At 72.9% G+C, this 22,188-nt stretch carries 17 protein-coding genes and 1 pseudogene; 7 read left to right on the top strand and 11 right to left on the bottom strand.

Features of this window, described 5'->3' with window-relative positions; translation table 11 throughout:
• Window positions 1-20 precede the first annotated feature (20 nt).
• Window positions 21-1,577, bottom strand: a complete 1,557-nt coding sequence (locus ADL29_RS13115) for an APC family permease (RefSeq protein ID WP_053923846.1) — start codon at window positions 1,575-1,577, stop codon at window positions 21-23.
• A gap of 159 nt (window positions 1,578-1,736) precedes the next feature.
• On the opposite strand from ADL29_RS13115, the gene ADL29_RS13110 reads away from it, so the two are divergent.
• Window positions 1,737-2,360: a TetR/AcrR family transcriptional regulator gene (locus tag ADL29_RS13110; RefSeq protein WP_245689369.1), complete on the top strand. Its 624-nt coding sequence runs from the start codon at window positions 1,737-1,739 to the stop codon at window positions 2,358-2,360.
• Window positions 2,361-2,439: 79 nt separating this feature from the next.
• Here the strand turns inward: ADL29_RS13110 and ADL29_RS13105 are convergent, their stop codons facing one another.
• Window positions 2,440-3,438: an alpha/beta hydrolase gene (locus ADL29_RS13105; protein WP_053923844.1), complete on the bottom strand. Its 999-nt coding sequence runs from the start codon at window positions 3,436-3,438 to the stop codon at window positions 2,440-2,442.
• A gap of 213 nt (window positions 3,439-3,651) precedes the next feature.
• Between ADL29_RS13105 and ADL29_RS13100 the strand changes: the two genes are divergently transcribed.
• Complete coding sequence (locus tag ADL29_RS13100; protein WP_078970982.1) at window positions 3,652-6,696, top strand: AfsR/SARP family transcriptional regulator; 3,045 nt, start codon at window positions 3,652-3,654, stop codon at window positions 6,694-6,696.
• Between the two features lie 5 nt (window positions 6,697-6,701).
• Here ADL29_RS13100 and ADL29_RS13095 read toward each other — a convergent pair whose 3' ends face one another.
• From ADL29_RS13095 to ADL29_RS13075, 6 genes are all read right to left on the bottom strand, one after another.
• Window positions 6,702-7,622, bottom strand: coding sequence for a hypothetical protein (locus ADL29_RS13095; RefSeq protein WP_053923843.1), 921 nt, complete (start codon window positions 7,620-7,622; stop codon window positions 6,702-6,704).
• Between the two features lie 99 nt (window positions 7,623-7,721).
• Window positions 7,722-8,162, bottom strand: coding sequence for a hypothetical protein (locus ADL29_RS43460; protein ID WP_157878487.1), 441 nt, complete (start codon window positions 8,160-8,162; stop codon window positions 7,722-7,724).
• Window positions 8,163-8,297: 135 nt separating this feature from the next.
• Window positions 8,298-8,669 (bottom strand): BlaI/MecI/CopY family transcriptional regulator, encoded by a 372-nt coding sequence (locus tag ADL29_RS13090; RefSeq protein ID WP_053923842.1) that lies wholly within the window; start codon window positions 8,667-8,669, stop codon window positions 8,298-8,300.
• An 81-nt stretch (window positions 8,670-8,750) separates the two neighbouring features.
• Window positions 8,751-9,497 carry a zf-HC2 domain-containing protein gene (locus ADL29_RS13085; RefSeq protein WP_053923841.1) on the bottom strand — a complete coding sequence of 249 codons (747 nt, stop codon included), beginning with the start codon at window positions 9,495-9,497 and terminating at the stop codon, window positions 8,751-8,753.
• Complete coding sequence (locus ADL29_RS13080; RefSeq protein ID WP_053923840.1) at window positions 9,490-10,074, bottom strand: RNA polymerase sigma factor; 585 nt, start codon at window positions 10,072-10,074, stop codon at window positions 9,490-9,492. Before ADL29_RS13080 ends, ADL29_RS13085 begins: the two co-directional genes overlap by 8 nt.
• Before the next feature lie 146 nt (window positions 10,075-10,220).
• The gene (locus tag ADL29_RS13075; protein ID WP_157878486.1) at window positions 10,221-10,640 is read right to left on the bottom strand and encodes a hypothetical protein; all 420 of its coding nucleotides are present in this window, start codon (window positions 10,638-10,640) and stop codon (window positions 10,221-10,223) included.
• Window positions 10,641-11,027: 387 nt separating this feature from the next.
• On the opposite strand from ADL29_RS13075, the gene rsgA reads away from it, so the two are divergent.
• On the top strand, window positions 11,028-12,155 hold the full coding sequence (rsgA, locus tag ADL29_RS13070) for a ribosome small subunit-dependent GTPase A (protein ID WP_053923838.1): 1,128 nt from the start codon (window positions 11,028-11,030) through the stop codon (window positions 12,153-12,155).
• Window positions 12,156-12,264: 109 nt separating this feature from the next.
• Window positions 12,265-13,818 (top strand): DNA-3-methyladenine glycosylase 2 family protein, encoded by a 1,554-nt coding sequence (locus tag ADL29_RS13065; RefSeq protein ID WP_169795230.1) that lies wholly within the window; start codon window positions 12,265-12,267, stop codon window positions 13,816-13,818.
• On the opposite strand, the gene ADL29_RS13060 is transcribed toward ADL29_RS13065, so the two are convergent.
• Window positions 13,736-14,218 carry a DUF456 domain-containing protein gene (locus ADL29_RS13060; RefSeq protein WP_053923837.1) on the bottom strand — a complete coding sequence of 161 codons (483 nt, stop codon included), beginning with the start codon at window positions 14,216-14,218 and terminating at the stop codon, window positions 13,736-13,738. The two genes, ADL29_RS13065 and ADL29_RS13060, sit on opposite strands and share 83 nt — an antisense overlap.
• A gap of 201 nt (window positions 14,219-14,419) precedes the next feature.
• On the opposite strand from ADL29_RS13060, the gene ADL29_RS13055 reads away from it, so the two are divergent.
• Together ADL29_RS13055 and ADL29_RS13050 are read left to right on the top strand one after the other, a co-directional pair.
• The gene (locus ADL29_RS13055) at window positions 14,420-15,490 is read left to right on the top strand and encodes a protein phosphatase 2C domain-containing protein (protein WP_053923836.1); all 1,071 of its coding nucleotides are present in this window, start codon (window positions 14,420-14,422) and stop codon (window positions 15,488-15,490) included.
• A 50-nt stretch (window positions 15,491-15,540) separates the two neighbouring features.
• Complete coding sequence (locus tag ADL29_RS13050) at window positions 15,541-17,283, top strand: pyruvate dehydrogenase (RefSeq protein ID WP_053923835.1); 1,743 nt, start codon at window positions 15,541-15,543, stop codon at window positions 17,281-17,283.
• Between the two features lie 13 nt (window positions 17,284-17,296).
• On the opposite strand, the pseudogene ADL29_RS13045 reads toward ADL29_RS13050, so the two are convergent.
• Window positions 17,297-18,248, bottom strand: a pseudogene (locus tag ADL29_RS13045) (IS481 family transposase).
• A gap of 110 nt (window positions 18,249-18,358) precedes the next feature.
• Window positions 18,359-21,481: an alpha-mannosidase gene (locus ADL29_RS13040; protein WP_053923834.1), complete on the bottom strand. Its 3,123-nt coding sequence runs from the start codon at window positions 21,479-21,481 to the stop codon at window positions 18,359-18,361.
• Between the two features lie 244 nt (window positions 21,482-21,725).
• Here ADL29_RS13040 and ADL29_RS13035 point away from each other — a divergent pair, with 244 nt between their 5' ends.
• Window positions 21,726-22,163, top strand: a complete 438-nt coding sequence (locus tag ADL29_RS13035) for an ATP-binding protein (protein ID WP_046930653.1) — start codon at window positions 21,726-21,728, stop codon at window positions 22,161-22,163.
• The last annotated feature ends 25 nt before the right edge of the window (window positions 22,164-22,188 follow it).

Here is a 22,188-nt window from a genome sequence, read left to right as displayed (position 1 = left end):
TCTCCTTACCTGACGCTGCGTTACTCGGGCTGGGATGCGGCCGCCGCCGCGGTACGTTCGGGGGCGCCTTCCGGGGCGGCGGCCCGGATCTTCTCCTGGGGCCGACGGGCCATCAGATAGGCCGCGCCGGCGCCCAGGACGACGGCGACGCCCAGCGGTGCGGCCCAGATCTGGTACCAGGGCGCGCCGGGCGGCGCGAGCACCGCACGCGGCCAGCAGACGTTGGTGACCTCGAAGCCGGTCCAGGCCACGGCGATGACGTTGAGCACCGTGCCCTTGCGGCCCTGCCGGATATGACCGCCGGGCACCCAGGTGCCGCGCAGCCGTGCGACCAGGGCAGCGGCGGCGACCAGGAAGAACGGCACGAAGGTGGCCGCGGTGCCGAAGGCGATCAGCGAGCCGATCGCGGTGGCGTTCATACCGAGCAGCAGCGCCCCACCGGACACGAGCGTCGAGGCGATCAGACCGCCGATGGGTGCCTGGCGCCCGTTGACCTTGCGCACCTGCCGGGAGAACGGGAAGACGTCGTCGCGGGCGAGTGAGTACAGGCCGCGGGCGGCACCGCCCTGGGAGGCCATCGCGCAGGCGAGGAAGCTGACCAGGACGACGAGGACGAACGGCTTGTCGGACCAGGAGCCGAACGAGGTGACCACGGCCGTGGTGACCGGGTCGATGTCCTTGCCCGCCACGGCGGTTGCCGTGTCGGGGTAGGAGACGGCGACGGCCACCGCATTGAGGATGACCACGGCGCCGACGGACAGCAGCGCCCACCACATGGCCCGGGGCACCTGGCGGCCGGCGTCCTTGGTCTCCTCGGCGGTCGACACACAGGCGTCGAAGCCGATGAAGGCCCATCCCGCCACGGCCAGCACGGTCAGGAAGGCCAGCGGTACGGAGCCGCCGGACAGCGCCTCGGCACCGAAGGTGTGCGTGAACAGCGAGAACGGGTGCTTGCGGAAGAACAGCAGCAGGGACAGTCCGACGAGCACCGAGGCGATCGCCTCGCCCGCGATCCCCGCCGAGACGAACCACTTCAGGAAGCCGATGCCGTACGCGTTGACCAGCGCGCAGAGCAGCACGATCGCCATCGAGACGGCGACCATCGCGCCGGGCGACGGCGTCACCCCGATGAGCGCGAACACCCAGGGCGAGGCCAGATAGGCCACGGTGGTGTTGCCGAACATCACGGCGAACTGCCAGACCCAGCCGCTCAGCCACCCGAACGACGGACCGATGAGCCGGCGGCCCCACTGGTAGGGGCCGCCGGCCAGCGGCCACTGGGACGTCAGCTCGGAGTAGACGTTGACCACCAGGCACTGGCCGGCCAGGACGACGGGCAGCGCCCAGACCCAGGCGGGTCCGGCGATCATCGTGCCGATCATGGAGACCGCGTACAGCGCGACCACCGGGGAGACCACGGCGAAGCCCATGGAGATGTTCCCCAGGACGTTCAGGCTGCGGCGGAGTTCTTGTGTGTAGCCCAGTGACGCCAGGCGGACGGCATCGCCGTCGGGTCCGTGGGGTCCGTCGGATCTGCCGACGGCGTCGGCGGGAGAGGGGGGCGGGGGCAGGGGCATGGCGTACCTCGCCTCGGTGGTTCGGAGTAAAACTAACTTTGTTAGGCAGCGAAGCTAAGGCCGTCCGCCCGGTCTGTGAAGCCGTTGCCGGTGAGTAACCTTGAAAAGCCAGGAATTCGAGGGGAAGCGAGTGGTGCCGTGGGCCGCCCACATCAGACATTGCTGAGCAGGACGGCCATAGCGCGCGCGGCACTCGAGCTGATCGACGACCGCGGCTACGAAGCGCTCACCATGCGGGCGCTGGCCGACCGGCTGGGCGTGCGCGGCGCTTCGCTGTACCACCACATCGGCTCGAAGGACGACGTCCTGGACCTCGTCAGCGAACTGCTCGACGCCGAGATCGACCACACCCCGCTGCGCAGCGCACCCTGGCGCGAGGGCATCGCCGCCTATGCGCGCGGCTACCGGCGCGTCTTCCAGCGCCACCCCAACGCCATCGCGCTGGTCGCCCGCCGCGGTGTGCACACCGAGGGCGCGCTCAGCGAGTACGACACCCTGCTCGCCACCTTGATCCGCGCGGGCTGCACCCCCGCACTGGCCGCCGAGACCGCCGCCGCCCTCGACTTCCTCGTGATCGGATCGGCCCTGGAAACCTACGCGGCGGGCTTTTCCCGGCCGCCGTCCGAGTACCGCCCCGACTACCCCGCGCTGGCCGACTCCCTCGAAGCCGCCGCACGGGTGGACCCGGCCCCGACGGCACTCGACGACCGCGGCTTCGAACTGGGTCTGCGCATGATCCTCGGCGGCCTCGCGCATCAGCTGAAGACCGCACCCGACGAGTGACCGGGCCTGCCGGGCCGCGGGCAGGTCACGAAAGGGCCCCGGCCTCAGCGGCCGGGGCCCTCTTCCTCGTGCGGCCGGTCTACGCCTTGCGGAGCCGGTCGACGATGCCCTCGATGTCCTGCCTGGCCCGGTCGGGGCGGACCCAGTGTCCGCCGCCGTCCTCGTACGCTTCGTAGTGGATGCCGGCGCCGTCGAGCGCGCCCTTGAACTCCCGCTGGCCGCGCAGCACTTCGGTCTCGTTGCCCCAGCCGAACGGGTCGGTCGGGTCGGGACTGGTACCGGCGACCAGGAAGACCCGCTTGTCGCGGTAGGTCTCCAGGTGCTCCATCGGGTTGTCGGCGCTGACCTTGGCCTCGTCCCACGGCTCACCGTAGATGGTGCCGCCGGCCAGGTCCTTGGCCGCGGAGGACAGGTTGGCCCAGTGGGCGACCGCGCCCAGGTCGCCGCGCAGGCTGGGCGGCCCGGAGTGGGCGCTCACCGAGGCGAAGCGGTCGGGGTACTTGGCGGCGTACTTCAGCGCGCCGAAGCCGCCCATCGAGAACCCGCCGACGGCGCGGCCCTCCTGCTCGGCGTACGTCCGGAAGTTCGCCTCGATCCACGGGATCAACTGGTCGATGTGGAAGGTCTCCCAGTTCCGGGGGCCGACGTTGGAGCTGACCGGGTTGGAGTACCAGCCCGCGGCTCCGCCGTCGGGCATCACGACGATGAGCGGCTGGCCGGCGGTGTAGGCGCGGATGCCGCCTTCCATCGTCCGGTCCCAGGACCTGAAGTCCTCGGCACCACCGTGGAACAGGTAGAGGACCGGGTACGTGCGTCCGCTGGTGTGGTAGTCGTCCGGGAGCAGGACGTTGACGGCCGGTCCGATGTCCCAGCCGATGGCGTCGGTCTGGAACCGGTAGTACCACATGCGGGGATCGTCCTCGTTGTGCTCCTTGACGCGCAGTCCGGAGCCGTCCTCGGCCGCACCGGCCGACGACGCCCCCGCGAGGATGCTCGCGCCGCCGAGAGCCGTGGCCGCGGCGATTCCGCCGACGGCTTTCAAGATGCTTCTGCGGGTGGGGCGGTGCTCGCTCAACATGACCTCCTGGTCGGGAAGTGGCAGGAACGGTTGGCCGGCACATCCGCAGGAGGCGGGCGGGGAGCCGGCCGAGGTGCCCCGCGCCCGGTGCCTTGCCTCTCTCGTGGTCTCCTTGGCTTGCCGGCCGTGTCGGTGGGTGTCGGTGGGTGTCGAGGCTGTCTTGCCAACCATCGCGGGAGGCGCTGAAATGCCCATGAAATCTCGATGATGCCGATGGCAGCGTGGGGGAGCGGAGGCTTCGGGGTGGACGGGGGAGATTTTCATGGGCTGCGGATCGCGGTGCTCGGGCCGGTGCGGGCCTGGCGGGACGGGACTCCGGTGGACCTCGGACCGGCCCGGCGGCAGGCGGTGCTGGCCGCGCTGATGCTGCGCAGGGGCACACCGGTCAGTCATGAGCAGCTGCTCGTCGACGTGTGGGGCGGCCGGCCTCCGAACTCCGGGCGCCGCGTACTGCCGAGCTACGTCTACCCGTTGCGCAAGGCGTTCGACGCGCAAGGCGTCGGACCGGCAGGGTCGTTGATCCGCAGCGGCGGGGGCGGGTACCGCTTCGCCGGCGACGGGGTGCGGCTCGATGTGGCGGAGCTGGCCGAGCGTGCCGGTCAGGCGCGGCGCGCGAGGGAATCCGGTGATCCGGCGACCGCGGGGGACCGGTTTTCCGAGGCGCTCGCCCTGTTCCGGGGCGAGCCGCTGGCCGGGCTCCCGGGACCGTTCGCACAGGGCGAGCGGGGGCGGCTGGCGCAGCAGCAGCGCACGCTTCAGCAGGAACGGCTCGAATGCCTGGTTCTGCTCGGCCGGTCCGCCGAGGCCCTGGACGACCTCGTCGCGCTGTCGGCCGCCGATCCGTACGACGAGTCGCTGGCCGCGCTGCGGATGCGCGCCCTCTACGGCAGCGGACACCAGGTGGCGGCGCTGAGCGCCTATCAGGACATGCGCGCACGGCTGCGCGACGAGCTCGGGGTCGAGCCCGGCGGGGAACTGCGCAGGGTGCACCAGGAGGTGCTGCGCCGGGACGACGAGCAGCTCCTCGGCCCGGCGGCGGCGCGCTCCGCCCCGTCCCCGCCCCCGCCCGCGCGACCGCCCCGGCCCTGCCGCGCGGTCGACGAACTGCCGGGCGACACCGGCCGCCTCATCGGGCGGGAGCGCGAACTGGCACTGCTGACCGCGCCCCCGCCGCCCGGATCCGTGGCGGTCGTGGCGGTCGACGGCACCGCCGGGGTCGGCAAGACCGCACTCGTCGTCCGCGCGGCCGGTGTGCTGCGCGCCCACCACCCGGACGGCTGCCTCTTCGTGGACCTGCGCACGCACAGCACGGGACGGCGCGGACAGCGCCTGACGCCCCAGCGCGTGCTGCGGCGGCTGCTGCGCTCGCTCGGCGCAGCCGACAGCGAGGTGCCCGACGACCTCGACGAACTCACCGCCGCATGGCGGGCCGCGACCAGCTCACTGCGGCTGCTCCTGGTGCTGGACGATGTGCTGAGCGCGCAGCAGATACGGCCGCTGCTGCCCGCCGGACCGGGCAGCACGGTGATGGTGGCCGGCCGCCGGCGGCTGGCCGGACTGGACGCCGACCGACGCGTCACCCTGGAGCCCCTGGAGACCGGCGACGGACTGTCCCTGCTCCGGCACATCGTGGGCGAGGAGCGCGCGGACCGGGAGCCGGCGGCGACGCGCGAGCTGGTCCAGCTGTGCGACGGGCTGCCGCTGGCGCTGCGCATCGCCGGGGCGCGGCTGCAGACCCGCCCCGCCTGGACGCTGGCGTACCTGGTGGAGCGCATGGCGGGCGACGATCGCCGGCTGCGCGAGCTGAGCGCCGGGGACCGCAGCGTGGAGACGGCCTTCCGGCTGTCGTACGACCAGCTCACGCCGGAGCAGCAGCTCGGCTTCCGCGCCCTCGGCCTGTCGCCGACCGTCGAGTTCGACCCGCTGACACCGGCGGCGATGCTGGGCCGGCCGCCCGGCGATGCCGAGCAGATCCTGGAGAGCCTGGTCGACGCGAGCCTGGTGCAGCAGCCCCGTCCGGGCCGCTACCGGCTGCACGATCTGGTCCGGGTGCACGCGCGGCGGCTCGCCCAGGCCGTACCCGCCGAAGCCGGCCCGGTCCGCACCGCCGCGCTCCGCCTCTATCTGGACGCGGGCCGGATCGCCAGCGACTGGGGCCCGGACGGTTTCCCCACCGGGCCGCGGTCCGGTGCGGCGCCGTTCGCGGACTGGAAGGACGCCGACGCCTGGCTGGACGCGGCAGGCCCGGAGCTCGCCGATGTCGTCGGCCACGCCGCGGCGCTCGGCGAAGCCGACCACGCGTGCTGGATCGCCGAGGCCCTGAGCGACTACCTCATCCGCCGGGGCCGGTACCACGAGTGCCGTACGGCCCTGGAGACCGCGCTCGGGCATGCGGACGAGGCCGGGGACCGGCGGATGGCCACCGCACTGCGCTGCTGCATGGGCATCACCGACATCTACCAGGGCCGCTACCTCCAGGGACACGCCTGGTTCACCGAGGCGCTCCACCTCGGCCGCCGCCGCGCGGACCGGCGCGACGAGGCCCGGGCCCTGACCGGGCTGGCCGCCGCCGAACTGGCCCTGGGCCGGGCCGAGCAGGCGGTCGCCCATCTCGCCGCCGCGCTGGAACCGGCCCAGCGGCTCGGCGACAACTGGCTCGCCGCGATGGGGCTCTGCCTGCTCGGCGGCGTCCACCACGCCCAGGGACGCGGCGAGGAGGCGCTGGGCTGCTACGCCGACGCCCTCGCCCACGCCGAGAAGAACGGCCGGCCGCGCATGATCAGCACGGCCCTGTGCTCCGCCGCCGACGTCCATCTCGACCTCGGCCACTACGGCGAGGCCAAGACCCTCTTCCGCCACGCGGCCGACCTGGCGCAGCGGGCCGGGGACGTCCTCCTGCACGCGATCATCCTGACCCGGCTGGGCACGGCGGAGCACGGCGCGGGAAACCTGGGCGCCGCCGCAGACCTCCACCACCAGGCCCTCTCCCGGCACCAGACGTTGTCCCCCCTCGCCGAACCCAACCGCGACCGGCTGGAGATGGACATCCGTTACCGCCTGGGCAGCACCTACTCCGCGGCCGGCCGCGTCGACGAGGCACGGGAACAGTTCCGCACCGCGCTGGCCCTGCCCGGAGCCGGCGAGCACCCCAAGGAGCGCGCGCTGGCGATCGAGGGACTCGAACACTGCCAGGACCGCCCGGCTGCCGATCCGTCGGCACGCGTCCGGGCGGCGGATTCCCGGCGCCCGGACGCGTGAGCCGCTCAGCTCACGTGCAGGGTGAGGGCGGCGGTGTGGAGCCTGCCCGCGGTCCGGAACTGCAGGAACAGCCGCCAGTTACCGGGCTTGGCCAGCTCGGCGTGGAACGGCAGGCGGGGCCCGCCGTGGCCGCCGTCCACCTTGTTCTCCGGGTGAAGGTGGGCGAAGGCCTGGTCGCCTTCGTGGAAGGCGGTCAGGTGGGCGTAGGTGTCGAGGTACGGCTGGAGGCCGGTGACCGGCTTGCCGTCCTTGCCGACGGTGACGGTGAGGGGGTGGGCCATGCCCGCCATCAGCTCGCCCTTCACCGTGACGGTGTAGCCGTCGACCGTGGTGGTCGCGGCCGCTTTCGGTACGGCGGTGGTGGCTGCCGGGCCGGGGACGGTGACGCTGCGGCTGAGCACGAAGTCCCGGCCCTTGCCCGCACCGGTCTCCGGGGTGAACTGGGCGAACACCCGCCAGGAGCCGGGCCGCAGCGCGTCGAGGGCGGAGGTCCAGGTGCCGTCGCCGGCCATGGTGGGGTGGAGGTGCTGGAAGCCGGTCAGATCGGACCGGATGGCGTAGAAGTGCAGGCGCTTGGTCTGCTCGAGGGCGAAGCCGGTGACCGGCTTGCCGCCGGGGCCGGTGATGGTGAACCGGTAGTCGGTCCGCTTGCCGGACGGCAGCGTGGTGGCGTCCGAGGCCATCCGGTAGCCGTCCTTCTCGGCGACCAGGCCGTCCCCGGTGCTCATTTTCATGCCGGGCATGGACGAGTCGTGGTGCCCGGCGCCGGCCGTGGGTGCCGAGGCGGAGGGCTTGTCCGCGCCCGGCGTCGCGGAGCCGGGCGAGGAGTCGGCGCCGCACGCGGTCAGTGCCAGCGCCAGGGCACTGCCGACGGAGACGGCGGTGAGGGTGCGGCGACGCGAGGACATGCGGGAAACGAGGGACATCAGGAGAGTCTTTCGAGGTGAGCACACCGCTGTCGGGCGGTACGCGGGTGAGCAGGACGCCGGACCGGCCCAGGAGCGATCCCGGGGCCGACGGTCCTGTCACGTCCGCGCGACGCCCACGCGCAGCAGCACTCCCCGCCCTTCACCGGGCGGCCCCCGCCATCGCGTCACCACGGCCGCAAGCCGTCGGCCGAGAGGCTCCCACGCCGCACATGCGACAACGGCCAGGGCGCCTGCTGCGGGCGGTACCGGCGACGGGTGCGCGGGGGTGGAGACGCACAGCGTGCCGTCCGTGCCGGCCGGGCCCAGGTACGGGGCCGCGTGCGGGCTGCCGGCGAAGTGGCCTGCCGACGGAGCGTCCGCATGCACACTCATCGCGGCGGGCGCCTGCGTCATCGGAGGGGAACCGGCCGTCGTCCCGTGGCATCCGCCGGCAGCCGCAGCCGGCGAACCGTGCATCAGGAACAGCCCGGCAACGACGGCGCACACCGCGAGCAACCGGGCCGTCAGCGGCCTGCTCGATGTCGCGGTGCGGTGCATGGCGGGTGTCCCTCTCCGGCTTTCCGTTCGTCCCGTACGGCGGCTCGTCCGGTACGGGTGGCGAAGTGCGCCACGGCGAGCATACCCCCTCCCGGTATTCCTGAGGTCGGGGGGAGGGGCGATGGGAGACGAGGGTCAGCGCTCGCCCTTCCCGTCGCGGGCGGCGCCCAGCAGCCGGCGCAGCTCCTCGGCCTCGCCCGGCTCCATGTGCTCGACGAAGGCGGCCAGGGCCGCCACACGGTTCCGGCTACCGGCCAGCGCCTCGCCCACCAGCCCCGCCACATACGTCTCCCGGCCGGCGGTCGCGCCGTAACGGAAGGCCCGTCCGTCGCGCTCCTTGGACAGCCAGCCCTTGCGGTACAGGTTCTCGGTGACCGTGTGCACCGTGTTGTACGCGGGCTCGGGGGCGCGCTCGAGGCGCTCCAGCACCTCGCGCACCCGCAGCGGCTCGCCCGCCTCCCACACCGCATCCATGATCGCGGCCTCCAGGTCGCCGAACTGCGGCATGAGCCCTCCCTCTGGCCTCTCGGTGCGGCACCGCAATCCTAAGCGGCCTAGGAATTCGAGGGGCGGCGGTTCACCACGGGGCTACCGCGCCCCGAAGCGCGCGGTGGCGAGCACCGTCCCGTCGGCGGCGATGAGGCGCACTCCGGAGAGCTGGGACGGGTCGACGGAGGACGGGGCACCCCAGTAGCCGTAGCCGCCGTGCAGGGTGAAGGCGCCGATGCGCACGGACGTGCCGTCCTTGCGTACCAGCACACAGGATGCCTTGCCGCCGTAGGCGATTCCGGCGTCCGCGAGGTCGACGGACATGTACACCCAGGCCGGCGGCCCGGGATGGACGTAGATCTCACCGACCGGGCCCCGCTCGTGCCCGACCCCGGCCAGCTGCGCATGCAGCATGCCGGCCCCCGCCTCGACGGGACGGGACGGGGCGGCCGCCTCATTGCTCAGGACCGTGCCGACGGCCCAGCCGCCGAACCCGAAGGCCAGCGCGAGGGTGGCCGCGGCGGCCGCGACCCGCAGCCGGACACGGCTGCGGAAGCCTCTGCGGGGGAGGGACCCCCGGCCGCGCAGACGACCGCGGTCGTCCTGCGCCGCCGCATGCTGCAGCCGCCGCGCCACCCGGGTCTCGAACCCGGCCGGCGGCTCGCTGCCCGGCAGCAGACCCAGCAGTCCGTCGCCGACGAGGGTCAGCTGCTCGACGTACTCCCGGCAGTCCGCGCAACGGTCCAGATGCCGCACCGCCTCGGCCCGCTGACGGCCCGGGAGCACGCCCAGCGCCAGCTCGGCGCCGATCTCCCGCAGCTGTTCGCAGATCACGTCGTTATCCATGGTCGCCTCGCTTCGGAGACGTGAGCGTGGACCGCAGTTTCCCCATCGCGGTCCTGATCCGCGTCTTGGCCGTGCCCAGCGGGATCTGCTCCATGGTGGCGATCTGCTGGGCCGTCATCCCGTAGATGCCCGCCATCACCAGAGCCCGGCCCTGTTCGCGCGGCAGCCGCGCCACGGCGGCACGCAGGGCCGACGACGCCTCGTCGGCCAGGGCCAGCTGTTCGGGGGTGTCGGTCACGACGTCGAGGAGTGTGTCGAGATCTTCGGGGGCCACCGGCTGCGGCCGGCGCGCGCGGACGACATCGATGGCGAGGTTGTGCGCGATGGCCGTCAGCCACGTCGTCACCGATCCGCGCCTCGAGTCGTACATCTGCGCATGCCGCCACGCACGCTCGAACGTCTGCTGCGCGACATCCTCGGCGAGCTGGGGATCGCCGAGCACGGCGAGGGCGACGCCGAAGACCGTGTGCTGGAACCTCCGCACGAAGGTGGCCGCGAGCTCGGGATCACCCGTCGCCAGCCCGGCCAGCAGTGCCTCGTCCGGGAGACGGCCGACCGGGAACCGGAACCTCTGCATACCCGGATATACGGTCCGCCCCGGCCTGCGGATTGCCTGGCGGCCACGGAAGATCACCCTCACATTTTCTCCCGCTTTCGCCGCCGTATCCATGGGCCGGGGCGGCTCGGCCCCCGCGCCGCGCCGGAGGACCTCCTGCGGCGCCGTCATCTGCCCGCGGGCACCTTGGGGCGGACCGGAGCCGAGGGGACAAGCGTCGGCCGGGTGACGTACCAGGCGAAGAAGGCGGCCAGGAACAGGGCCTCGGCGACGAGGGACAGCATTCCGTACGGGGGGTCCCAGTCCGTTTCGTGGTAGCCGGGCAGTCCGACGGTGCGCGACAGGGCGAAGCCGAGAATCATGCCGCCGCTGACCAGCGCGCCGAGCCACCATGCCGCTGCGGAGTTCCGCAGCACCAGCCCGGCGGCAGCGAGGAGAAGCGCCACGCTGCCGATGATGAACAGGATTCCTATGTACAACGTCTCCTCAAGGTGCTCGGGGGCGATCACGAGGTGGACAACGGCACTGAGCAGGGCGCAGCAGGCGCCGATCCCTGCCAGCGACACGGCAGCGGAACGGGAAGACATCAGACCTCCTCACCGGGAATGTTCGGCGGTGTGCCCCGGGCCCGTTCGGCAGCTTCAATCGGGTATACGGGACGAGCCGGCAAATGGTTCATGATCGGCGACGGGGTGCCGGACGCGGGGCCCCACGGGTGCCGGGAAAAAGGGTTGGCGCCGTGGAGCGGGGCTGTTCTACGCTCGGCGACGTTCCGGATGGCGGCTTGCGGCCGCCGTCCCCAGCCGTGGAGAAACCGGGAGGTGAGTACTGATGACTGTCGTTGCCACGGGCGTTGCCCGCATCCAGAAGATCATCAATTTCACCTCTGTGGTCTCCGGCTGACTCCACACCTTTTCTCTCTCCCGCGCGTTGAGCGCGGAGCCGGGACCGCTTCATCCTGAAGGGTCATCCCGTTGTTCGACCTCGATCTTTCCGCTGCGCATCCGCTGACCGCCTATGGCTGGGACGACGGGTTCGCGGAGAGCTTCACCCCCTTCGCCGGGCGGGGGTTCGTGCCCGGCCGCGTCGTCCGCGTCGACCGCGGGCGGGTGGATGCCGTCGTGCCCGACGGCGACGGCATCCGTACCGTTCTGGCGGACACCGCACTCGTGGCGACCAGTGACCCGATGCGGGTGCCGTGCACCGGCGACTGGGCCGTGATCGACCTGGCGAACGGGCGCACCGGCGGCCATGTCGACGGCGTCGTAAGGGCGTTGCTGCCGCGCCGTACGGCGTTCTTGCGGTCCGCCTCGTCCAAGCGGTCCGAAGGGCAGATCCTCGCCGCGAACGTCGATCACGCAGTGATCGCGGTGTCGCTCGCGGATGCGCTCGACCTGGGGCGCATCGAGCGGTTCGTGTCGCTCGCCTGGGAGAGCGGCGCACAGCCCCTGGTGGCGCTGACCAAGGCCGATCTGGTCCCGGATCCGGCCGGGCTGGCGCATCTGGTCGCCGATGCGGAGACCGTGGCTCCCGGGGTGCAGGTGCTGGCGGTCAGTGCGGAGGCCGGGGAGGGCGTCGACGTGCTGGGCGCGGTGCTGGCCGGGGGGACGTCGGCGTTGCTGGGGCAGTCCGGGGCGGGGAAGTCCACGCTGGCCAACGCCCTGGTGGGGGAGGACGTCCAGGACGTCCAGGCCATTCGCGACCGGGACGGCAAGGGGCGGCACACCACCACCACGCGGGATCTGCTGGCGCTGCCCGCTGGCGGGGTGCTGATCGACACACCCGGGCTGCGGGGCGTCGGGATGTGGGACGCGGAGGCCGGGCTGGCGCGGACCTTCTCCGATGTGGAGACGCTGGCCGGGGACTGCCGCTTTCATGACTGCGCCCATGAGACGGAGCCGGGGTGCGCGGTGCTGGAGGCCGTCGCGAGCGGGCAGCTGGCCGAGCGCCGGCTGGAGAGCTACCGCAAGCTGCAGCGCGAGAACCTGCACATCGTGGCGAAGACGGACGCCCGGCTGCGGGCGGAGCTCCGGCGGGACTGGAAGCAGAAGCAGGCGCTGGGGCGCCACATGATGGAACGGAAGAGGGGGACGGGGAGGTAGCGGCGGGCCTGCCGGGGGCGCGCCCCCGGCAGGCTCCCAGCGCCGTGTCCGGATCCCGCCAGTGACGGGGCTGCGGGCGGCGCACACTGGGCCCGTGAGGAACGACGTGATGGATGACGGGGCCCGGTACGAGGCGGTGTCCAGCCGGGATGCGCGGTTCGACGGGGAGTTCTTCTTCGCGGTGGTGACGACCGGTATCTACTGCCGGCCGAGCTGTCCCGCGGTCACTCCCAAGCGGGTGAACGTGCGGTTCTTCCCCACGGCCGCCGCCGCCCAGACCGCCGGCTTCCGGGCCTGCCGCCGGTGCCGGCCGGACGCCGTGCCGGGTTCCGCCGAGTGGAACGTACGGGCCGATCTGGTCGGCCGCGCCATGCGCTTCATCGCGGACGGGGTGGTCGACCGGGAGGGCGTCGGCGGGCTGGCGCGGCGGCTGGGGTACAGCCCGCGCCAGGTGCAGCGGCAGCTGACCGCGGAGCTCGGCGCGGGCCCGGTGGCGCTGGCGCGGGCCCGCCGGGCGCACACCGCACGGGTGCTGCTGCAGACCACCCCGCTGCCGGTCACCGAGCTGGCGTTCGCGGCCGGGTTCGCCAGCATCCGGCAGTTCAACGACACCATGCGGGAGATCTACGCCGCCACGCCCAGCGAGCTGAGGGCCGCGGCGGGCCGGGGCACGGCACGCAACGCGGCCGGCGGAATCCCGCTGCGGCTGGCCTACCGGGGCCCCTGCGCCGAGGCCGAGATGTTCGACTTCCTGCAGGTACGGGCGGTGCCCGGCGTCGAGGAGATCCGGGGTACCCGCGGCGCCCGCACCTATCGCCGTACGCTGCGGCTCGCCTACGGCACCGCGATCGCCGAGGTCGACGAGTGCGGCGGCGCACGGTCGCGGCGCATCTCGCCCGCGGGGCTGGTGTGCCCGGCCGACCGGGGCACGGACGGCGGCTGGCTCGAGTGCCGGCTGCGGCTGAGCGATCCCCGGGATCTGGCCACGGCCGTCCAGCGGCTGCGCCGGCTGTTCGACCTGGATGCGGATCCGTACGCCGTCGCGGAGCGGCTGGGCGCCGATCCGCTGCTCGGCCCTCTGGTCGCGGAGCGCCCGGGGCTGCGCTCGCCCGGCGCCGCCGATCCCGAGGAACTGGCCGTACGGACGGTGCTCGGCGGGCCGCCGGGGCGCGCCGCGGAGCTGGTCCGGGCCTACGGGAAGCCGCTGGACACGGCGGACGGCGGGCTCACCCATCTCTTCCCGGCGCCCGCGGAGCTCACCGGCGCCGACGTCCCGGCCCCGGTACGGGCGCTGTGCACGGCCCTCGCCGACGGGACGCTGCTGCTGGACGCGGGCGCGGACCGGGCCGCCGCCGAGCGGACGCTGGCCGCCCTCCCCGGCGTCGGGCCCCGGGCGGCGGCGTACATCCGGATGCGGGGGATGGGCGACCCGGATGTGGGGGCCGCGTTGGGGCCGGCCGGGGCGGCGGATGCCTGGCGGCCCTGGGGAGCGTATGCGCTGCACCATCTGTGGCGGGCCGGGATACGGACGGACGGGGACGCGCTGCGGGAGCCGGGGGACCCGGGGGCGGTCCCTGCGCTCAGCCCGCCATCACCACCCCCGCCCACGCCCCCACGACCAGCAGACAGGCGAACAGCTCGACCAGCACGCTCAGGCCGATGACCCGCATGACCGTACGGGTGGAGGCCCAGGCGTCGCCGTGGCTGCCGAGCCGGATGCGCTCGAGGACGTAGAGACCGCCGACGGCGCCGAGCGGGCCGCCGATCACGGGGACGACGAAGAATCCGACGATGCCCGTGGTCCCCGCCAGGAAGAGGGTGCGGTAGGGCGCGCCGGCATCACGGAGACTGCGGGCCGGGAGCAGCCATTTGAGGGCCTGGTTGAGGAGCAGGAGGACGGTGGCGGCGATCAGCAGCGTCCAGGCGGCGCCGGTCCGCTCGGTCATCGCCCACCACAGCACACCGGCCCAGACGATCGGCGGCCCGGGAATGCCCGGAATCAGCACTCCGAGCAGACCGAACAGCATGACCAGGCCGACCGCGACCAGCTGCCACACGCTCATGTGACGGCTCTCCCGCCGGGGGGACCCCCGTCCAGCGGTAGCCGGGGGACCTCGGCCGGGGGGACCCCCGTGCTGCGCTCTGTCATGGCCCAAGCCTGCCGGACCGGGCCGGGACGCGCCCTCCGGCGGACGGCGCCGGCCGGGCGGGAACGCCTCTGCGCGCCCTGTTTCCGCGGCACCCCTCCAGGGACAATACGGGCCATGACCGATCTGGGGGCACGGCGCGGCCATGAGGACGAGTGGTGGCGGCGGTTGTACGGCGAGGCAGGGGCGGGCGGCGGTGCGGTGCGGGACGCCGGGGCGTCCGGGGCCGCGGACACCCTCGACGACCGGGTGGCCTCGGCGCTGCGTGCGGTGGGCCCGGCCGGGACGCGCGCCTCAGGCCCAAGACCGCCGGCCCCGAGCCCGCCGGCCCCACGGGGGGAGCCCGCCCCGCCCGCCGCCCCCTCCCTGTACGTACCGCCCGGCCAGGACCCGGTCGCCCTCCCCGCCGCCGACCCCGCCGCCCTCGACGCCCTGGTCCCCGACACCGAACTGGACGGCGCCGCCTACGGCTCGCTCACCCTCCGCGCCGCCTCGCTCCGCGGCGACCTGGCCCGCTACCAGGGCGAACCCCGCCGCGACGCCCTGCTCACCGCCCGCTTCGGCACCGGCCGGGACACCCTGATCCTGGCCGCCGTGGCGACCGGCCGGCCCGGCGCCGAGGACTCCCGGCGCGCCGCCCGCGACGCCTGCGCCTGGATCGGCGCGGCGGTCGGCCGCAGCTGCACCCGATTGGCCGAGGACATCCGTACGGACCGTCGCGACGCCCTCCGGTCCGGACTGCAGCGGCTCACCGACCACAGCTACGGCAGGCTGCGCGCCCGTGCGACGGAGCGGGGCACCGCACCCGAGGAGTACACGGCCGCCCTCCGCTGCCTGCTGCTGCCCGCCGACCCCGAATGCCGTACCCGGGTGTTCTTCGGCACCGGCGACGGCGGCCTCTTCCGGTTGCACGACGGCTCCTGGCAGGACCTCGAGCCCGCCGCGCCAAACGGCGGGTTCCTCTTCCGGCCGGCCGCCGCCCGCGCCGGGGACACCCTCCTGCTGTGCAGTACGGGCCTGGCGGAACCGCTGCGCGAGGACGCCGGGTTCGCCGCCCGGCTGGCCGCCGAGTGGGGCGCCGGACCACCCGGTCTCGTCGCCTTTCTGTCCGCCGCCCAGTCACGCAGCACGGGCCATGCGGGGGACCGGACGGCCGTGGGGGTGTGGCAGTCCTGGCCGGGCGGGTAGGCGGGCCGAGAACCACCTGAGGCGCAGCACCGTCGGGAGGAGCCCCACCCATGCCCAGACAGACCGTCGCCGAGCAGTTCGTGGACATTCTGGCGCGGGCGGGGGTGCGGCGGCTGTACGGAGTCGTCGGTGACAGTCTCAACCCCGTCGTGGACGCCATCCGCCGGCACTCCGCGATCGACTGGATCCAGGTCCGGCACGAGGAGGCGGCCGCCTTCGCCGCCGGGGCGGAAGCGCAGCTCACCGGCAAGCTGGCGGCCTGCGCCGGCTCCTGCGGTCCCGGGAACCTGCACCTGATCAACGGCCTCTTCGACGCCCACCGCTCCATGGCCCCGGTGCTCGCCCTCGCCTCCCACATCCCGTCCAGCGAGATCGGCACCACCTACTTCCAGGAGACCCACCCCGACCGGCTGTTCACCGAATGCAGTCATTACAGCGAGCTGATCTCCCACCCCCGGCAGATGCCCCGGGTGCTCCAGACGGCGATCCAGCACGCCATCGGGCGGAGCGGGGTCTCGGTCGTCTCCCTCCCCGGCGACATCGCCGCCGAGCCGGCCCCGGAGCGCGCCGTCGAGCACGCCCTGGTCACCGCGCGCCCCTCCGTACGCCCCGGGGACACCGAGATCGACACGCTGGCCCGGATGATCGACGAGGCCGGCAAGGTCACGCTGTTCTGCGGCAGCGGCACGGCGGGCGCCCATGCCGAGGTGATGGAGTTCGCCGAGCGGGTGAAGTCGCCGGTCGGGCATGCGCTGCGCGGCAAGGAGTGGATCCAGTACGACAACCCGTACGACGTCGGCATGAGCGGGCTGCTCGGCTACGGCGCCGCCTACGAGGCCACCCACGAGTGCGATCTGCTGATCCTGCTCGGCACGGACTTCCCGTACAACGCCTTCCTGCCCGACGACGTCATGATCGTCCAGGTCGATGTCCGGCCCGAACACCTGGGGCGCCGCACCAAGCTCGACCTGGCCGTCTGGGGCGACGTCCGCGAGACGCTGCGCTGTCTGATCCCCAAGGTGCAGCGAAAGACCGACCGCAAGTTCCTGGACCGGATGCTCAAAAGGCATGCCGATGCGCTGGAAGGCGTGGTCAAGGCGTACACGCGCAAGGTGGAGAAACACACCCCGATCCACCCCGAGTTCGTCGCCTCCGTCCTGGACGAGGAGGCGGCCGACGACGCGGTCTTCACCGTCGACACCGGCATGTGCAACGTCTGGGCCGCCCGCTATCTCAGCCCCAACGGCCGCCGCCGGGTGATCGGTTCGTTCAGTCACGGCTCGATGGCGAACGCGCTGCCGCAGGCCATCGGCGCACAGTTCCTCGACCGCCGGCGGCAGGTCGTCTCGATGTCGGGCGACGGCGGATTCGCCATGCTGATGGGCGACTTCCTCACCCTGGTCCAGTACGACCTGCCGGTGAAGATCGTCCTTTTCGACAACTCCTCCCTGGGCATGGTGGAGCTGGAGATGCTGGTCTCCGGCCTGCCTTCCTACGGCACCACCAACCGCAATCCGGACTTCGCGGCCCTCGCCCGCGCGGCTGGCGCCCACGGCGTGCGGGTCGAGAAGCCCAAACAGCTGCGCGGCGCCCTGCGCGACGCCTTCCGGCACAACGGCCCGGCACTGGTGGACGTCGTCACCGACCCCAACGCCCTGTCGATCCCGCCGAAGATCAGCGCGGAGATGGTGTCCGGCTTCGCGCTGTCGGCCGGGAAGATCGTGCTGGAGGGCGGGGTCGGCCGGATGCTCCAGATGGCCCGCTCCAATCTGCGGAACATCCCCAGGATGTAGGCCACGCGGTGCTCTAGGTGTGCTGTTCGGAGAGGTTGGTGATGCGGCTGGCTGGGGTGTGGCCGCTGATTCCGGTGTGGGGTCGGTGGTAGTTGTACCAGTCCAGCCAGTCGGGGAAGGCTGCTTGTCGTTCGGCGTCTGAGGTGTAGGGCTGGTGGTAGGCCCATTCGTCGAGCAGGGTGCGGTGGAAGCGTTCGACCTTGCCGTTGGTCTGTGGGCGCCAGGGCCGTGTCCAGCGCGGTTGGATGCCCAGGTCGTGGCAGGTCTGACGCCAGGTGTTCTTGCTGTAGGCCCAGGCGTTGTCGGTCAGTACGCGTTCGACGGTGACGCCTTGGGCGGCGAACCAGGCCGTGGCCCGTGTGAGGAAGCCCGCGCAGGTGTCTGCCTTCTCGTCGGGCAGGTCTTCGGTGTAGGCCAGGCGAGAGTGGTCATCGAGTGCGGTGTGCAGGTAGGCGTATCCCATGCCGTTGCGATTCTTGCGTCCGCAGGCCCGGCCGAGGGCTTTGTGGCCGCCGCCGTCGGGGATGCGGCCGAGTTTCTTCACGTCGATGTGGACCAGTTCGCCGGGCCGGGCGCGTTCGTATCGGCGGACGGGCTCACCGGTGGCCCGGTCTACTGCGGCCAGCGGCGGCATGCCGTGGCGCTGGAGGATGCGGTGGGCGGTGGAGGCTGCGATGCCGGTGCGGGCGGCCAGCCGCAGCGGGCCGATGCGGTGCTCGCGTCGCATGCGCACGACCTTGTCTTCCACTGCTGTGGACGTGCGGTGAGGCTGGTGGTGGGGCCTGCTGGAGCGGTCGTTCATGCCCGCGTGGCCGTGCAGCCGGTAGCGGCCGGCCCAGCGTGCAGCTGTCGTGTGACTGACCTGGAACCGTTCCGCGGCCCGGCGCAACGGCCAGCCCTCGTCGACGACGCACCGCCAGACGCAGCCTGCCGGTCGGTGTCAGCGGGGCGTTACGGTGGATCACGAGGGCCTCCTGCACTCGGCGGTAGATGTCGCAATCCCCACCGAGCCAGAAGGCCCTCACCTCGTTCAAGCACCCAGCACGCGTGTCACCAACGTGCCCGGACAGCACATCTAGGCCGTCGGCGGTCGCTGCGGCCGCAGCCGGAGGGTCAGGATCTGGAACGGGCGGAGCTCCACCGTCACATCGGACGTGGGACCTCCCGCCTCCTCCCGCAGCGGGCGCTCCAGCAGATCGGTGACGGTGGCCCGTTCGACCGGGAACCCCGGGGAGAGCGTGCCGGTGGCCCGGCCGCCCCGGGACTCGTACAGCCGGACCACCACATCGCCGCTGTGGTCCTCGGCGAGCTTGACCGACTCCACGGTGATCGCCGGGTGGTCGACGCGGACCAGCGGCGGGACGGCCGGCGCGGTGGCGGGCCGCAGCGGGAGGTTGAGCGCCAGGCCCTCGGCCACGGCGTCGCCGACCCCGGCGCCCGGCAGCAGCGCGTAGGTGAAACGGTGCGAGCCCTGGTCGGTCTCCGGATCCGGGCTGTGCGGGGCGCGCAGCAGGGTCAGCCGTACGGTCGTGCCCAGGCCCTCCGCATGCGGTGTACGGGTCACGTCATGGCCGTAGGTGGAGTCATTGAGCAGCGCGACGCCATAGCCCGGCTCGGCGACCCGCAGCCAGCGGTGCGCGGGGATCTCGAAACGGGCCGCGTCCCAGCTGGTGTTGGTGTGGGTGGGGCGGTGCACATGCCCGAACTGCACCTCGGACGTGGACCGTTCGGCGTGCACGTCCAGCGGGAAGGCGGCCTTGAGGACCTTCTCCGACTCATGCCAGTCGATGTCCGTGGTGATGTCGAGGCGGCGGGCGCCCGCGCGCAGGGTCAGATCCTGGGCGATCCGGGACCCGGCGCCGAATGCCCTGGTCACCCGCACGGTGGCGGTCAGCGGCCCGTCCGTCACCAGGGCGACGGACTCGGCCGCGGTCAGATCGGTGTGCCGGTGGCGGTAGTGCCGGTCGAGGTCCCAGGCGTCGTACTGGGTGGGGTGGTCCGGGTGCAGCTGGAGCAGATTGCCGCGGGCGCCGGGGGCCAGGACCTCACGTCCGGCGTGCAGATCGCGGACGGATGCCAGCAGGCCGTCGGTGCCGATGCGGACGCGGAGCAGGCCGTTGTCGAGGACGACGGCGCCCTCGGCGTCGGTGCCCGACCGTACGGGCGCGGGCGAGGGCGTGGGGGAGTGCGGGCCGGGCGGGCGGAGCGTCGCCGAGCCCAGCGCGGGCACATGGACGGGGACGGGGGTCCGGGACTCGTCCGGCAGCTCGACGATCTCGTCCCGGTCGTAGGGCGAGGCATTGAACACCGTCGGCACCGCGGCCGCCCCGGCCCCCGGTTCGCCCAGCGCCCCGATCGCGCCCTCGATGATCTCCGTGAGCTCCGCCTCCACCGCCGCGTACGCCGCCCGCGCCTCCCGGTGCACCCAGGCGATGGACGAGCCCGGCAGGATGTCGTGGAACTGGTGCAGCAGAACGGTCTTCCACAGCCGGTCCAGGTCCTCGTACGGATACCCGTACGCCGCACCCCCGGCCGTCCGCACCGCCGCCGTGGCCGCCCACAGCTCCGCCTCCCGCAGGAGGTGTTCGCTGCGCCGGTTGCCTTGCTTGGTCTTCGCCTGCGAGGTGTACGTACCGCGGTGGAACTCGAGGTACAGCTCGCCCGACCAGACCGGCGCCGCCGCCCCGTACTCCTCGTGGGCCGCCTCGAAGAACCGGGCCGGCGGTTCGATCCCGACGCGCGGCGAGCCCTCCAGATCGCGCAGCCGGCGCGCCCGCTCCAGCATCTCGCGGGTCGGGCCGCCCCCGCCGTCGCCCCAGCCGAACGGGACCAGGGAGCGGGTGGCCCGTCCCTTCTCCGCGAAGTTCCGCTCCGCATGGGCGAGTTCGCGGCCGTGCAGCTGGGAGTTGTAGGTGTCCACGGGCGGGAAGTGGGTGAAGACACGGGTGCCGTCGATGCCCTCCCACCAGAAGGTGTGGTGCGGCATCTTGTCCGTCTGGTTCCACGACAGCTTCTGGGTCAGGAACCACTTCGCCCCCGCCAGCCGCGCCAGCTGCGGAAAGGCGGCGGTGTAGCCGAAGGAGTCCGGCAGCCAGATCTCCTCGGTCTCCACCCCCAGCTCGTCGAGGAAGAAGCGCTTGCCGTGCACCAGCTGCCGGGCCAGCGCCTCGCCCCCGGGCATATTGGCGTCCGATTCCACCCACATGGAGCCCACGGGCGCCCAGTTCCCGTCCCGTACGGCCTTCTTGATGCGCTCCCAGATGTGCGGCTGGTGGTCCCGCACCCAGGCGTACTGCTGCGCCTGCGAGCAGGCGAACACCAACTCGGGGTATTCGGTGGCCAGTTGCGTGACGTTGGCGAAGGTGCGGGACGCCTTGCGGACGGTCTCGCGCAGCGGCCACAGCCAGGCGGAGTCGATATGGGCGTGCCCGGCGGCCGAGACGCGGTGGGCGCCGGCGGCGGCCGGGCTGCTCAGTACGCCGGCGAGCGCGGCCCGGCCCGCGGCGGCGGTACCCGCGACATCGTGCAGATCCAGCGCGTCCAGCATGTCCTCCAGCGCCCGCAGGATCTCGTGCCGGCGCGGGCGGTCGGCGGGCAGCTCGTACATCAGCTCCGACAGCACCTCGATGTCGAGCACCAGATGCCAGACGGTTTCGTCGAGGACGGCGAGGTCGGCGGCGGCGAAGCGGTACAGGGGGCGGTGGGGCGCGGTGCGGATGTCGCCGAGGTCGGTGGGGCGGAAGTCCCGCAGCACGGCAGGGTTGGCGGCGGCCTCCAGAAGGAGCCGTACCCGCTCGCCGCCCTGCGCCGGGGCGGCGACGGGGACGTGGCGGTTGCGCGGATGGATGCCCTTGAGCGGTACCCCGTCGCCGTCATGGACCAGCCCCTCCGCCTGGAAGCCGGGCCCGTCACCGCTGAACCCGGGGTCGATGACGGCCTCCACCCGCCGGCCCGCCCATTCCCCGGGCACCTCGCCCGTGAGCCGGAACCAGCTCGTCGACCACGGCGGCCCCCAGACGTCGCCCGCCGAGAACGGCTCGTACGTGGCCCGCAGGGCCTCCTCGACCGGCACGGGTTCACCCGGCGCATGCCATACCGCCAACTCCAGCGGCGCCCGCGCCGCATACTGCGCGGGCCGGATGAACTGCCCCAGCGCCCGTTCCAGACGCCCCTCCACCAGCAGTCGGTCGTCGTGCACGGCGGCTCCTCTCGGGAAGGTGTCCGGGTCCGGTCCGTATGCGGTCCGTGCGGTTACCGGAGGCATACCCACCGGAGAACGGGGCTCCGCACGGCGTCGTGAGGCATCAACCGAAGCATGGCGCCTGGCCGGATGGGCATGCATGAGCGTGAGGCTGTTCGAGGGAGCGCCGATCGTTGGTCCGGGGGCGGGGGAGAGCATGCGTCAGCCTGTGCGGCGCGAGGAACGGAACAGACGGCAGGACATGAGCGAGGGGAGCCGGGGCGGGGGGACCGTCGCGCGGGCGCCGGGGGTGCTCAGACGGCGGGTGCGGCATGCGGATCTGCGGGCGGTCGGCGAGGTGCGCCGGGAGCTGCGGCAGCTGCTCAGCCACTGGGCCAAGCTGCGGAACGGCGAGGCCGCCGAGGTCGCCGAGGTCGCGACGCTGCTCACCAGCGAGCTGGTCACCAATGCGCTGGTGCATGCGGAGGGCGGCGCCGTGGTCACCGCCATAGCCGGCGACCGGTTACGCATAGAGGTGAGGGACTTTGTCTCCGGGCTCCCCGAGCCCAAGGCACCGACCGCCGACGGGACATCCGGCCGGGGTCTGATGCTGGTCCGCTCCTTAGCGGACAGGTGGGGCATACGGTCCCACGGGGTCGGCAAATGCGTGTGGTTCGAGCTGGGTGGCGGACCGGCCTGAGCCGGTATCGGGGGTGTGGGGTCGG

Source organism: Streptomyces chattanoogensis, assembly GCF_001294335.1.
GTDB classification, from domain to species: domain Bacteria; phylum Actinomycetota; class Actinomycetes; order Streptomycetales; family Streptomycetaceae; genus Streptomyces; species Streptomyces chattanoogensis.
The sequence above is the reverse complement of the archived record's forward strand: the minus strand, read 5'-3'. Positions and strand labels throughout refer to the sequence as shown.